This window comes from Colwellia sp. F1, from assembly GCF_056238625.1.
On record NZ_JBWDLI010000002.1, the window covers coordinates 303,878 to 319,174 of the forward strand.

The window sequence follows — 15,297 nt, forward strand, 5'->3', positions numbered from 1 at the left end:
AAAGCCTTTTATTATAAGTTTTTATATTTAATACAGTAAATTAATTAAAGCCTGTACCATCTACTGAGCATCAATATACTAGTTAACAACATAACGCGTTAGAATGTTGCCCTTACACCGACTGAATACCTAACTCCTGTATCTGTAATACTTAACATATTACTTTTACGGGTAGTATATTCATACGGATCTTCGTCTGTTAAATTAATAACATCAGTAAAAATAGTAATTTGATCCGTTATGTCATAGCTTGCTGATGCATCGATTTGACCGTAATCATCAACCGACTGAGAAGCGTTAGTTCCACCGACAGCAGTATCAACACAGTAACTACACGTGGTATAACCTTCACGCCAGTTATAGGCAATACGTATTTGGATTGGGCCATTTTCATAAAAGCCAATAACGTTATATGAGCTATCAGATAAACCGTGCAGGTTTACTTTTGAATCACTCTCTGCATCTGCAGCACCAGTAGTATCTAATATAGTGTAGTTAGCTTGAATACCAAAACCACTATCAAAGTTATGTAACATCGCAAGCTCTAAACCACTAACTTTGGCTGATTCAGCATTAAATGGTGATGTTTGTTGAAATACTCTATCAACGTTTTGAATAGGATCATATAGAGTTACATTTTGTGTTTCTGTGGTGATCCAATCACTTAAGTTTTTGTTGAAGTACGTTCCGCCAATATAGCTTTCATCTGCGTAGTACCATTCCAGCGCCAGATCAATATTATCTGAAGTAAATGGTTTCAAATTAGTGTTCTTGGCATTAATTTTACCTTCAAAAACATCTCGTTCGAAGAAATTAGGGATAATAATTTCGTTAGCAGCAGTTAAGTCTGATAATGCTGGCCTAGTTAGTGATTTAGAATAAGCAAAACGTGCGACTAAGTTATCAGAGATATCATATTTTATATTTAGACTCGGTAATAATTTAGTGTAACTACCTTGTGAGAATATATCATCTTTAGGCCCTTCAACTTGCACTTGGTTTAGTTGATCAGAACCCGCGGTCATGTGATCAGTGCCAAGAAATTCTTGACCTGCAGAAAGAGAAGAAGTGTTGGTCTTAACATAACGTAAGCCAACGTTCGCTGACCATGCATCGCCCGCTAAGTTTGCTTCTACATATGCTGCATAGGTTTCCTCATTAACTTGCCATTTTCTATCAGCTCGGGCATCAGCAACTTTATTATAAAGGCCAAAGTCACCATCTGTTGGCGCTGACGCAATATGCTCTCTAATGCTTGCTATCTTATCCGCCACCGCAGCATCTGCAGCCGCTTGAGCTTCAGCTAAAGTTGAATAATCAGTGCCACCATTTTCAAAGTCATTGATTATTTGCTCACCAATAAAGCTTGAACTTTCTATTGCAGCTTCGCTATTAAAGTAATCAAATATAGCTGTGGTATCCCAATCATACCAACTGTTAACAAAACCACCTTTATCATGATCTTGTAAAAAGGGTAAATCCACTTTGCTAAACAGTGACTCTGGTATAGGATAATTACTAAACACTTTAGCCGCTGACCCCCAACGTGATTGAGTAAGTGACTTTTTTTTCTCTCTATCGGCGTAGTACAGACCAGACTTAATCGAAACTAGATAATCACTATCTTCAGGTAGCCATTCAGTATCAAGGCGCACTTCAGTGATATCGTCATCACTCGCTGGGGAAAAGTAATAAAGATTTCCCGCTCTAAAATTTGAAGCATCGCCACTAAAGGCATCATCATTCGACCACTTAAATGAGTTACCCGTGTTTTCAAAATGCACATCCGTTGTGCTTGGGCTAATGACTGTTTGAAGTGGGTTGTCTTTTGAAGTGCCTGATGAATTAGAACTTTGTATGTCAAGTACAGCGTTAAAGCCCTCTGTAACTTGCCAATCAATATTAAGTCCGACCATCCGTGTGGTACTAACACGGTTTCTAGCATCAGAACTAATATAATTGGCTTGGCCTGGGTCTAGTCTTACACCATTTTCATATTGTTGAATAACGCCAGGAGAAATTTGATTTTGTCCACCACCAGGGCGGTCAAAAGAAATTACCGTACCAAATTCATCAAATTTTGCATTATAAATGTTATCTAAACCGTAGTTGTTAATCAGTGTTTTATTATTTTTTATATCTGTTAACTTAGAATATAAAACATCCGTTGTAATTAGAACATTATCTGTTGCTTGCCATTGCCCCACTAAGGTGCCACCAATACGTTCACGATCTGACCTTTGTAGGACTTGCGTCGCTCCTGCCGGACGAAGGTGTTGCTCTGGTGATAAAGTATCTGATCCTTCTGGACCTGTGTATGTTCTACCTATAGTATCGGTGATATATGATGTAAACTTAGATGTTGCAATTTTAGCTTGATCTACACGGGCATCACGTTGCTGATAAGCAAACGATGCTAACACACCAAAGTCACTATCAAAGTTCTGGCTGACTAATGCTGAAACGTAAGGATTAGTGCTTTCTGCTAGGGTATCGTAAACACCTTTTACCGAAGCTGCGCTTTTAAAACCTTCAAAATCTAAGGGTTTAGCCGTTTTAACATTAACGGTTCCACCTAAACCACCCTCAAGCGTATCTGCACGTAGTGTTTTATATACATCTGCACCGCTGATTAACTCTGAAGCTATTAAATCAAATGAAAAGCCACGTTGATCATTATCTGATGGCATACTACGACCATTAAATAAAACGTTATTAAAATTTGGCCCAAAACCACGAATTGAAATTTGCTCACCTTCCCCAGAAGCGCCACGGTCAATGGTAACCCCCGTAATACGCTGTAGTGATTCAGCTACGTTTTGATCAGGAAATTTACCAATATCTTCTGCAGATACACCGTCAACTACATTACCTGCATTACGCTTATCAAATAATGAACGAACTAAACTTCCCCTAATTCCGGTTACGGTAAGCACTTCCGTTTGGTCCGCTTGTGCTGTAGCCGCTGCGTTTGTTTCTTCCTCTGCCACTGCTGCAGTACTAGAAATGGCAACAAATACAGCTGCTGCTATAGTGTTTGCTTTAAAATTCATATCTCCACCCTGTTTTGTATAATATTGTTAACTTATAACACTCCTACGTTTTGAGACTCCCTTCCTTGGCCATGACAAATTGTGTTAAATTTCTTCGTTTAACTTATCAGTCATCATATAACCATACGATCATATGAGCTTCTGTACAAGTTTTTTTCGTGCACCAATTAAAATTAGTAGAACACATTGAAAACTACTGAAAATCTGTAATTTAGGGATGTGTTTTTTATTTATTGAGTGTTTTTATTATTAATAATAAAAACTCAGGAATGGTAAGGGCTAGCGAGCGCTATTTGAAGAAGTTACATTAATAAAAGTGGTTAAGCGGCGAGAAAAGATATTGTTTTCCAAGTCAATTAAAACTAAATTAGGATAGATGATATGCTCAGAGTCCAAAAGACACTGAGCATAAATATAAAATAACGCCTATTTGTTTATCATTTTATAAATCTCGGTACCTGTTAGTAAAAAACCACCTACCGCGTATATTTGAGTATCGTCTGCTGAAACCGAATCTGGTGAGGCCGCTATTTGCTGTACCCATCCCAACTTACCGTCGGGTTGTACAACACCAATTAATGCTGACCACGCTTTTTTCACGACAGGCAAATAAGTTTTCTTATCTAAAATACCTTGGTTAATGCCAGCAGCATAGGCATAAGCGATAAGCGCTGTACCGCTAGACTCTTTAAAAGGTTGCGACTCAGGAGCCAAAACTGAAGGGCGCCAGAAACCATCACTTTGCTGAGCACTCGCTAAGCGAGCCATTACTTTCTTAAAAATGTCTTCATAGCCTGCTCGCTGAGGATGATCTTGCGGTACATTTTCTAGAATACGTGCTAAACCAGCAACAACCCAACCAACGCCTCTAGCCCAAATCACTTTCTCGCCATTTTCTTCACGCTTATTAAAAAAACGACTATCGCGGTAAAATAAATGGTCTTCTTTATCCCAAAGTAAATCAACCGTTTCCCAGAATTCGCTATTAGCAAAGTCTAAATATTTTTTTTCTCCCGTTACTTTAGCTAAATGCATCCAAACGGGTGGTCCCATAAATAATGCATCAGCCCAACACCATCGTTCCTTACAAGGAACAATATTAAACGTTCGCCCTTCATATGATTCATAAGGCTGGCCTGCGTAATCCCCAGTGGCTGCTTTATCTGGCTGGATCATTTTAAAATTCAAGTCAGCAGATGAAGGAGAGTTTAGGATAATATCGAAAACAGTTTTTAATGGTACCAACATTGCTGGGTCTTGGTACTTGTCATATAGGTCTAGATATAACTGACCAATAGCATAATCATCAGCGTTATAAATACGTGGAGCAAAAAGATACTGATTACGCTTAGCGATATCGTATAGCTTTTTAAAATATTGCTCATCACCTTGTTGGTCAGCAAGCTTTGCCCACTTTGCCATGCCAACATGAAATGCCGCATAAACCCAACCTTGAGGATGACTGTCTCCATCAGTTGCAGCCATATAAGCCCCCTCTTCATAACCTTCAAATAAGTTAGTTTTCGGGTTAAACTGCTGCCACTGCCAATCTGAAACAAACTTCATGGCTTGATAAACGTCAGCCTGATTGAATTGATCTGACATTTCAGGTTTACTTGCACATGCTTGCCCAACTAATAAAGTCACTAACAACAAGCCTGTGTGACTTATCTTCTTATAAAATTTCATTATACTCCCCCCTGTATTACTAAACTAAAAACCTGATTTACATAAATTATATCAAGCCATATCCTGCAACAATCATCTATAGTCTCGTTGTCAGTCTTCATACAAGTATACATTTATTAAATTACTAAACAAGCCCAGAAAAAACAAATTCGTTAATTCACCAAAAGCCTAACAATTAACTTGTTGTAATTAAATGATAAATAAAAAATATTCTTTTGGTTGATATATGATACCTACAATTACCTTGACCTAAACAATAGTTTGTTTTATCGCCAAACCCTTGCTCATTATACGTTACATGCCCTGACAATTTACATCGTTAGACTTTAAAAAAAATCTTAAGCTATTGTTTTAAAGGAAAATAATAAATTACTTTATTTTTTACAATAATAACTTTAAATTGACTACTTTAGGTTGTAAGATGTCATACAACATTAATTTAACTGGTGTGCACATGTCTATTTATCGAATTATATTAAGCTCGACGATCTTTTTAATACTGTCTTTTTTTTCCATACAAGCGGTTGCTTCACAACGCTCACTTGTACAGTCTTTCGAGGAGTTGCCAAAGTCTCTAGCGCATTCTTCTACGAGTAGCTTAGGGCTTAGTCGTCAGTATTTTAAGTCAGGTGAACATGCTTTAATGTGGCAGTTTAAAGCAGGGGATTCAATTAAGTTTAATGAAAATATTGGCTATGAAGAATATGCGCCAAACGCTAAAGTTAAAGCTAAACACACCTACATGACTTGGATTTATAATACGAAAGCCAGTTCAGGGACATTGCGGTTTGCATTTTCAACTAAAGGCAAACTTAATAGCCACTTTGAGATGAACCTCAACTTTACCGGTTGGCGTGCTATTGCTGTTCCTTTTGAAACAGATATGCAAGGAACCCCCGACGTTAATATGGATCAATTAACAATCACAGCTCCAAATGTTGATGGTACTCTTTACTTTGATTTGATGGCCTTAAGCATACCAGTAGATCCTCGTTGGCCAACACCTGATTTTCAAGTGCCATTTGTTAATAAGAAGATTACCAAACGCGCCAACGCTCATTGGGGTGCAATATTACAATACGACCAATGGCGGTACGCATTTGAACAAACCCCTTATGCTACAGCTAGTGCTGCAAAAGTGTTAGCAACGGACACGATAATGCAACGTATTGATGAAGATTTGTTAAAGAACACAAGCAATTTCAATACCGATGACGTTAAAACTCTTTTAAAAAAAGGTAGAGAGCTTGCTTACCTTGATAACAGTCAACTCAAAGCCGTACAAATGTGGCGACAAATAGAAGTGTATGAATATGCCAATGTAAATAAAGAAACACTGGATGAAATCAATAAAACAACCATGCTTTTTGCTAAGGTGAGTAAGCATTTATTCAACCTTGCGGTAGCTCATAAAAAACTGGATGCGCCAGAGTACAAAGCGCTAGTGGCAAACCAATTCTATCTATTAGTAAAACAAATCCATGAACATGGATATATCCATGGTAGTGCTGTCGGCATAATGCATCACCAAGGCTACCCAATGCGAAGTTGGACTAAGGCCTTGTTTCTTGGCCGTGACATGTTAAAAGACCAATATCAAAATGCGCAACAGGCAATTGCATGGTTATCGGGCTTAGGCAGAATATTCAGAGATGAACAAGATAACAGAGGTTTTAATGTTGATGTAATGAACACTTTTTTACCGGGTATGCTGATGAGTATACTGATGGAAAATGAACCTAATAAAAAAGTTGCTTACTTAAACAGTTTAACTCGTTGGATGTCATTTTCCATGACGGCGACTAAGGGATTAGGCGGAGGGATTCAAAGCGATGGTTCATTCTTTCACCACGCCCAACATTATGTTGCTTATGGTAATGGTGGTTTAAGTGGGCTTTCTCCTGTGGTTTACTATATGAGCCAATCCCCTTTTGCCATAACAGATAAAGCTTATCAGCGTCTAAAAAAGTCTATTTTAATGACTCGTATCTTTTCTAACGGTTTAAAAGCTCCTATGAGCTTGTCCGGCCGCCACCCAGAAGAGTATGTTTCAATCACCCTGAGCCCATTCATTTATTTGACATTAATGGGCGATGAAGACATTGCGCGAGCGTACTTACGCTTAGTAAAAGATCAACCAAAGCAACTTGACATAGTACCCAAAGATCTTTCCATCACACCGGAGAAAAGCCCTGAAGGTAGCTGGGTAATGAATTTTTCTAGCTTAGTGCTGCACCGTCAAGATGAATGGTTAGCAAGCGCTCGTGGCTTTAGCCGTTATTTGGTTGGAAATGAAAGTTACGAAAACGCAAATCACTACGGTCGCTACACGAATTATGGACATGTTGAAATTTTACCGTCATCGACAGTAGACTCAGGTTACAGTGAAGCAGGTTGGGATTGGAATCGTTGGTCGGGCACGACGACAGAACATTTACCATTTGATAAGCTCCAAGCAGATATTAAGCAAGTTGATGAATTTGCTGGTATAGAAGAAATGCTGTTGAGTGATGAAAGTTACTCTGGTGGTACTCAGTTAAATAATGAAAGTGCAGTTTTTGCAATGAAATTACATGGACATGATAAGTACCAGAGTGATTTACGCGCAAGAAAATCCGTGTTTTTCTTTGATAATCGGATTGTAGCGCTAGGCTCTAATATTAATAGCAGTAGTGAATACCCAACAGAAACGACTTTATTCCAACAAGCATTAACCCGCGACGATATAAAAACCTATGAAAATGGCCAGCCTTTACAGGGGCTAGCGCTACAAAAAACAGAGCACTTGCTTAAACCAGCATACTATATGGATACCCGTAGTAATGCTTATTTTATCCCTAAAGATCAAACCATAAAACTGTTACGTCAACAGCAAAGTTCGTTTGAAAATGAGAATAAAAAACCCACTAAAGGTAACTTCGCTACCTTATTAATTGATCATGGAAAAGCGCCCTACAATGCCCAATATCAGTACACTATATTGGTGAGTAGTAATCAACAACAAAGTGAACAATTTCACCAAGCCCTACAAAGTGATCAACCTCCTGTTGTAGTTTTACAACAAGATAAAACTGCCCATATTGTTAAAGATATAGATACCAATACGGTTGGTTATGCTGTTTTCGAAAAAACCGAAACTTTACTAGACACGCTTGTTGCTAGCGTTGACACACCCGCTATTGTAATGAGCAAACTAAAAGAGGATCTATTACTGTTAGCGGTAACCAACCCCGATCTTAACCTTTACCAAGGCCAAGATAGCGAACAACTTGATCCACAAGGCTTACAAAAAGAAGTCTCTATTTATTCAAGAAAATGGCGCTACAATATGCCAAAACCAAACCAAGTGACTATTACTTTACATGGTCAGTGGTCTGGTGCTGGTGAAAATTATCAAGTAGTTGCTCAAGATGATAATAAAAGTGTCGTGACGGTTAATACGCTTGCAGGTGCTCCAGTTCAGTTAACATTAAAGCAGGTTAAATAAATGAATTTTACAAGACGCTCATTTTTACAACTAGCAGGCGCTGCGGCAATTGGTGGAACAACGGTTATGGGCTGTACAAATAAGACATCACAGCCCAATGTGCTATTTATTTCTATTGATGATTTAAATGACTGGATTGGTGCACTTAAAGGCCATCCGCAAGCGCATACGCCCAACATAGATAAATTAATGAATAGCGGAACCAATTTCACCAGCGCACATTGCAGTGCGCCTGTGTGTGCAGCATCACGTAACTCATTACTCTCTGGATTAAAGCCAAGTACTACCGGTTGGTATACCAATGCTAAATTTGAAGAAACTGCTGACCAATTATTAGGTGATACACCTACCCTACCTGAGCACTTTAAAAATAACGGTTACAAAACGATGGCTGGAGGCAAGATCTTTCACACCGGTACCTCTGATTATCGCCATGATAAACAGTGGCATGAAACTCTGCCTTTTTACGAGATCACTAATCAGTATTTACTCGATCGCGGTTACGGCTATGGTAGTCATGGCAGCAAAGACCATAAATATTACCCTTTTCCAAAAGATGGTGGACAAATCGTCCAAACTTTCGGCCCCAATACACCAGGTAAATCATTGTGTTGGGGGGCATTGGATAGAAAAGACATTCCCCATAACGGTGTTATGCCTGATGAATATATCGCCAATTGGGCGGTTGAGCAGCTCAAGGAGAAACATTCGCAACCTTTTTTTCTCGCAACAGGCTTTATTAGGCCTCATGTTCCCTTTACTGCACCTAAAGAATATTTTGAGCTATTTCCACTTGATGAAATTATTATGCCTGATTTAATTGAAGATGAAATGCGTGATGTTCCTCGTTATGCTAAGGCCATGGCGTTGGGAATTATTCCAGGAGGAGATCACCATGCTGTCACTCAGGTCAGCCCAACATTTTGGCGCGAATTGGTACGTGCTAATTTAGCTTGTATTGCGTTTGTTGACGACCAAGTTGGTAAAGTACTTAATGCGCTTGAACAAAGTCAGTATAAAGATAATACGCTGGTAATCTTGTGGTCGGATCATGGTCAAAACTTTGGTGAACATAAAAACTGGCGTAAAATGAGCTTATGGGAAGAGTCAACCCATGTCCCTTTGGTCATAAAATTACCGAAACAAACCCAAGGGCAACGGTGTGATCAGGTAGTGAGTTTACTTGACATTTACCCTACACTAACACAATTGTGTCAATTACCCGTAGTTCACAGTAATGAAGGCTTGTCCTTAAAACCATTGTTGATTAATCCAGCGAAAAATCGCAGCAGACCGGCAGTAACAACTTGGGGCTATAATAATCACTCAATTAGAGACGAGCGATGGCGCTATACTCGTTATCGCGATGGTAGTGAAGAGCTTTATGATCACCTTAATGACGCGAATGAACATTATAATTTGGCGCACGACAGGCAATATGATGCATTAAAAGAGCAACTAAAAGTATGGCTGCCTGCAGAAAACAAACTACCGAGCCATATGAAGGTTTGGAGTGATGATTTTTTAGAAAAACGTTTAAATAAGTGGCAACAAGAAAATGGTATTCCTGCCTGGTTAAGTTAATCAATGTAGCGGGCATTATTCTAAAGCAGCATAAAAAAGTGTCAACATATCAGAGACTAAACGAATTAAGTGTCTCTGTGTAAAGGCCCTGCAACAAAGTCTCTGTAATTGCCTATTCTTAATACCCAACTAGGGTTTTGGATAGGTAAATTATGCATAAGAAAGAACGAGAAGCATTTGCTTGCCAGCAGCAAAAGGCATTAAATCTGTCGTTTTTACTGTGCCGATAGGGCGAACTTATATACACCATTCAACTACCCTCAATACAGTCGACAAGCTATAAAACCCAACCATGGTACCAAATCACTTAACAGTTTTATTCAAAAGGCTACCAGGGAATGTAAAAACTGATGTGTTTTACGATAGTGCTAGGGGCAAGAACGGCTCTGCCAATGAGGAAAGAAAAACAGCCTTAAATCGTTTTGGGATAGAGTACGTACGTCGTTGAAATACAAAGTCTGTTGCAGGCTAATGTAAAGCAGGGAATGCTATCTACTAGCAATATTCCCTGCTCTATTTAGTCTATATATGCCTCATCACCAGGTAATCTTCTTTAAGGCACTACTTAGTAAAACACCTCGCTTGGTTTATTCAACTAAGCTGGCAGAGTGCCTAGCATTATATTTTTCTAACCAAGGATCTTTCTTATCTTTTAAGCTTGCTAATAATTGAGCATGCAGTTTGCTCTGGGTAGCTTTGTCCTTGCCTATCACGTTTTCTTTTTGATACGGGTCATTCTTATTATCATATAAAAATTTACGCTCTACATCGTCTTTATCAACAGTGACAACATAGGTATATCGATGTGTTCTTATCCCTCGGTGCCCTGACTCAGGTTGACCTTCTAAAATGTAGTAATATAAAGCTGATGTAGGCTGTTCACCATCTCCCTTTAGAATAAGAGACGATAGATCTTCCCCATCTAAATTTGCAGGAATGCCATCTGTCGCGTCAACCATATTCAAAAGTGTTGGCATAATATCGGTAACACTGACGATTAAGTCACTCTTTTGAGCGCCTCTAATTTCATTTGGCCACTTAATTATAAACGGGACATTAATGGCTTCTTCAAACCATACGTTTTTAGACATTAAGCCATGACTTCCCATCATTTCACCATGATCAGAGGTAATCACGACAATAGTATTTTCTTCTAATCCTTCCTCTTTTAGGGCTTTTAAAACCCGGCCTATTTGCTCGTCAACACCAGTAACCATAGCAAAGTGATTTCTAATGTGGTCTTTTGCTAAATCTGTTCGCTTTCTGGTAGCACCAGGATGAAAAGCCAACTCGCTAGCGTCTGTGTCTAACGCTACATTGCCTCGTACTAATAATTCATCTAATGATTTATCGTTATAATGTTCTAAATATTTTTCAGGTACATATTGATAAGGTGGATGTGGTGGATTTACAGACCAGAACAACGCGAAAGGTTTGTCTGCATCTCTTGTGTTTTTAGAAGGGTTTTTGATGTAATCAATTATGACATCCGCTTCATGTTTTGAGGACCATTCATTAACATAAGTCAGTTCATCTTCTTTAGCATCATTGATCCAGTAGTGAGGATTGTTATGCTCATCGAATGTGCCGTAGGCATACCAAAAGTTGAAGCCATGACGTAATTCTTTGGGTTGATATGCATCCCAAATTACCGTGTCGTCCCCCTCTATTGGAGGCGGAGACATGAGATGTAGCTTACCAACATAACCCGCATCATAGCCATTCTTCACTAAGACATCTGAAATGCTAACGTCTTCTTTTTGCCAAGAGTTATTGTACTTATGTCGGTTAGAGTTACTATTACTTAATACTTGGTTGTTATAAGGTAGTTTTCCTGTCATCAGCATAGCTCGATAGGGACTACAAAGCGGATAATTGCTGATAGCATTGGAAATAACCATCCCTTCTCTTGCCAGTTTATCTAGGTTAGGCGTATGAACAGGATCTTGTTGATTGATACCAACTGCTGCGTTTCTAAATTGATCTGGAAATATAAATAGAATATTTGGTTTTGTTACTTTTTTCTCTACTATGTCTCCCGTATTAGGCTTGCTATTACAGCCCGATAAAAACCCTGTGATTATTGCTAATAATGTTATATGTTTAAGATATTTAGTCATTTCAATTATACCATCCAATTCTTTTTTATATTATTTTAATCGAGCTAAGGCTTCGATACATTCAGCAACTTAGCCTATTGGGTTTAACACTAGACTTATCTACATTTTAAGTGTTTCAACGTCTATTATTAATTGTTTAGATTAAGCTTAATTTTTTGTGCATTAATCGTCTTTATCTGTTGTCTCTCTGTATTAGGTAAATAAACAACATATTTGGCCTATTTAACAGCGACGGTTTTAGTTTTAGTTGTAGTTTAAGGCTATTAAAGTGCCTGTTGATGCAAGTTTAAAAACCGTTATCAACAGTTTCTACTTTATTCTTTGATAATCGTAGTCGCATACCCCTGTGCTAACTTCTCCAATAAAATCACTTCTCCACGAACGTATTGCCCTTCCACCACAAAGAAGTTTTCCGCAGGTGCAGGAGAATTATGAACCACGACAAAGATATATTCCTTACCATCAACTTCTAGAGCAATGGCTTCAACATCGGTTTCATCAAGTAATTTATCCCGTCTAGAGTAGACTGGTACTTTTTTATAGTTGAGCGTGGTTTGCTCTGGAAAATAAAGCAAGCTGATAAATGAGGTAAAGCCGGTGGCATTGCTAAAAAACTCTGCCGACAAGGCTTTTTCTTTTAAGTTATAATCAGTGGAAACCCAAGACTCCTCAAGCAGCATATCGACTTTATTGACTGGCACGATAACTAAGTTATCTTGGTTGTAACTGGTAAGTACGCGGTTGTTTTCTTCATCAATCTGAACCTTGTCATTGGGAAAGTTAAAATACTGCGAGTATTTATGTTTACCATTAGCAGCAAAGCTATCAACAACAACCCAAACGTTATCGATTAAAAACAATAAGCGACGCTTCATGGATACGGGATCACTAAGGCGCTGATAGGCTGTATTTTCAGCTTCCGCATAATCAAAATTATCGCTAAGGTGGGTATATACTCCTTGAGATCTTGCTTCGAATTCATTTTCCCAAGTATTTTTATAAACACTATTGGGTAAATCATCCACACCTAGGGTATTGTGACTTCGATTACCTTTGAAATATTCTCTCAAATCATTGTCAACATAGCTATAACGTCCTGAATCAACAAGATAATCCCTTTGATTGGCGTATAGATCAAAATGCAAGATATCGTCATGGCCATGACCACAACCCAATTTTCGAAGATGAAAGCCGGTATAAGAGGCATTTTCTAGCCAAGAGCTGCGCATATAAACATCACCTGAGCTACTTAAAAAACTTGAACGGAATGCCGGTTGTTTAGCCTTAATGGCATCATACTGTAGGCTTCGTTTCATACCTAAAGTAAATAGTTCATCATAACCTAGATGCTCTGACGCGCGAGCTTTCATTACTGGGTCTTCGAATAATGAAGCGCCAAAAGCAAGTATATCTTGGGTGTTAGTATCGTCGCTATCGCCAAACATTGGTTGCTTAAAGTTTGGCTTTTGCCACTTAATATTGGCCTGCAACATACTTCTTGTTTTACTTTTGAATATAGCTGGCAGTGAAAAGTTTTTCCTTTGTGCCAGTAGTAAAACATTCATATAGTTACTAAGTACTGCATTATGGTACATGGGCGATTGCTCCCAATGACTACCGTCGTCTAGTACTTGTAATTCTAAAGTCGTTTGTAGTGCTTCTATGGCTTGCTTGCGCCACCCTTCTGCAGGTGTAAACTCTTCGAGAAACAAAGCAATATTAAGGAGACCGTGAAACTCAATAACCCCCCAATTACTGGTTTTTGCAAATCCGCTAAAGTCGCTAGCTAAGTACTCGGCATGTTGTACTAAAGACTTGAGTAGCAGTGCAAAAAACTCAGGTGTGATATTTGGCGAATGCTTAAAGTATTCAAATGTTTTGATCCAGAACTCACCTCGCATACCCACCTCTAAACGACGCCACGACTCTAATTCACTACGTTTTTTAAATGCATTATTGGTAATCCAATGAGATGCTTGGTTGACGAATGCAGATGCATAAGATTCATCGTTGGTGAGCAAATAGGCTCGTCCTAGCTCTTGCCAGTATCTATGTCTATTGAGCATATAAGCCCACTCTATGTCACCAAAAGGATTAATATTCCAATCTATTTCCTCCTTAAAGTGATAGGGGGTGTACGTACGTTCCATATCCCACTTATGGTCAAACAAAAAATATTGTTGTTTGACCTGATCAGCGATCCTAATCGAATTATCAGTTTCTTGTTTGAATGTGCTAAGTAGGCTAGTCCTATCATTTTTGCTTAGCTGTAAATACAGGTTCTCTTTATTGCGATACAATTGCAGTAACTTTGCCAAAGCCTGAGATGATTGCTGCCCTTGGTAAGCTTGCTTAACTTCCCTTAATTGCTCCTGATTAAAGTCCAACTTCGACAACAATTGATTGTTAATATTTTGTCCATAGCTATTAGCTACGACTAGCAAGCAGATTAGCATGCCAAGAATGCTTTTCATTATGGTTAATACTCCTATTTTTTCTTATTGATTAAATATTAAGGGGACTTGTCATACGGCACGGTTCTTTTTAATCACCTGGCGACAACTTCCTTCAAGATATGTTATCTGTTATCTGAACAGTAAAAGTACTTCTTATGACATTGATGCTAAATTGATATATCTCAGCATAGCCACTTATAGTTTGCCGTAAGGCCTTAAAATGAACACAGAATTATGTAAACGTCAGATGTTTTAGCTAACTCTGCTAGATTTAATTCTACCTATAACTAATAAAGCCAGTAAGGCCATACAAAACAATGACAACATGCTAGGTTCTGGAACGGCTTGGCTTTGTCTAGTTGATACGCGAAAGAAGCCGTTATAAAATGCATCAGCTCCTTGTTCAATATCATCATAATCTTCAAAAAACTGTATACGTAATATACCATCCGCTAAAAACATGTTATTAAGGCCTTCATCTGTTAAGCCGAGAATGCCACCGCTAGTGTAGCTAGCAAAACCTGTAAAATCGTCATCAACACCCGGTGCCACTTCGATAAGCCCTAAACCCGCACTAGTGCCAAACTCAATAACGGCTTCGCTCAACCACGAGAAACCTTGCGAAGCAATGCTAAGATCCCAAGCAATACCATCAATAATTACAGGCTTCCCTTCACCTATATCAATGAATAAGGTGGTATTGTTAACATCACCCCACTCTCCCCAACTAGAGGCATTATCTATATTAATATCAATGATCGCTGCTGGCGTTGGTACCGACATAACACTCAACGCTACTCCCAAAAGTAGTATCTGTACAAATTGCGTAAGTTTATTCATGACATTCCTTATTTATTATTGATAATTGATAATTGATAATTGTAAACGTTAAGGCATTGCCGAGCTTA

General features: G+C 38.6%; 7 protein-coding genes. 2 read left to right on the top strand and 5 right to left on the bottom strand.

What is annotated here, in order from left to right; genetic code table 11:
- Positions 1 to 98 precede the first annotated feature (98 nt).
- Complete coding sequence (locus AC0UA9_RS03030; RefSeq protein WP_475656849.1) at positions 99 to 3,053, bottom strand: TonB-dependent receptor; 2,955 nt, start codon at positions 3,051 to 3,053, stop codon at positions 99 to 101.
- A gap of 426 nt (positions 3,054 to 3,479) precedes the next feature.
- Positions 3,480 to 4,742: a glycoside hydrolase family 88/105 protein gene (locus AC0UA9_RS03035; RefSeq protein ID WP_475656851.1), complete on the bottom strand. Its 1,263-nt coding sequence runs from the start codon at positions 4,740 to 4,742 to the stop codon at positions 3,480 to 3,482.
- Between the two features lie 421 nt (positions 4,743 to 5,163).
- Here AC0UA9_RS03035 and AC0UA9_RS03040 point away from each other — a divergent pair, with 421 nt between their 5' ends.
- Together AC0UA9_RS03040 and AC0UA9_RS03045 are read left to right on the top strand one after the other, a co-directional pair.
- Positions 5,164 to 8,229 (top strand): chondroitinase family polysaccharide lyase, encoded by a 3,066-nt coding sequence (locus AC0UA9_RS03040; RefSeq protein ID WP_475656853.1) that lies wholly within the window; start codon positions 5,164 to 5,166, stop codon positions 8,227 to 8,229.
- Entirely contained in the window at positions 8,230 to 9,813 is a 1,584-nt protein-coding gene (locus AC0UA9_RS03045) for a sulfatase (RefSeq protein ID WP_475656856.1), read from the top strand.
- Positions 9,814 to 10,400: 587 nt separating this feature from the next.
- Here AC0UA9_RS03045 and AC0UA9_RS03050 read toward each other — a convergent pair.
- The 3 genes from AC0UA9_RS03050 to AC0UA9_RS03060 form a co-directional block, all read right to left on the bottom strand.
- A complete protein-coding gene (locus tag AC0UA9_RS03050) occupies positions 10,401 to 11,933 on the bottom strand; it encodes a sulfatase family protein (RefSeq protein ID WP_475656858.1) in 1,533 nt (510 codons plus the stop codon).
- A gap of 314 nt (positions 11,934 to 12,247) precedes the next feature.
- Complete coding sequence (locus tag AC0UA9_RS03055; protein WP_475656860.1) at positions 12,248 to 14,407, bottom strand: alginate lyase family protein; 2,160 nt, start codon at positions 14,405 to 14,407, stop codon at positions 12,248 to 12,250.
- A gap of 234 nt (positions 14,408 to 14,641) precedes the next feature.
- Positions 14,642 to 15,229, bottom strand: coding sequence for a hypothetical protein (locus AC0UA9_RS03060; RefSeq protein WP_475656862.1), 588 nt, complete (start codon positions 15,227 to 15,229; stop codon positions 14,642 to 14,644).
- Between the last annotated feature and the right edge of the window lie 68 nt (positions 15,230 to 15,297).

Coding starts and splice junctions, on each gene's coding strand:
- AC0UA9_RS03030 (WP_475656849.1), bottom strand. CDS start 3,053: ATGAATTTTAAAGCAAACACTATAGCAGCAGCTGTATTTGTTGCCATT.
- AC0UA9_RS03035 (WP_475656851.1), bottom strand. CDS start 4,742: ATGAAATTTTATAAGAAGATAAGTCACACAGGCTTGTTGTTAGTGACT.
- AC0UA9_RS03040 (WP_475656853.1), top strand. CDS start 5,164: ATGTCATACAACATTAATTTAACTGGTGTGCACATGTCTATTTATCGA.
- AC0UA9_RS03045 (WP_475656856.1), top strand. CDS start 8,230: ATGAATTTTACAAGACGCTCATTTTTACAACTAGCAGGCGCTGCGGCA.
- AC0UA9_RS03050 (WP_475656858.1), bottom strand. CDS start 11,933: ATGACTAAATATCTTAAACATATAACATTATTAGCAATAATCACAGGG.
- AC0UA9_RS03055 (WP_475656860.1), bottom strand. CDS start 14,407: ATGAAAAGCATTCTTGGCATGCTAATCTGCTTGCTAGTCGTAGCTAAT.
- AC0UA9_RS03060 (WP_475656862.1), bottom strand. CDS start 15,229: ATGAATAAACTTACGCAATTTGTACAGATACTACTTTTGGGAGTAGCG.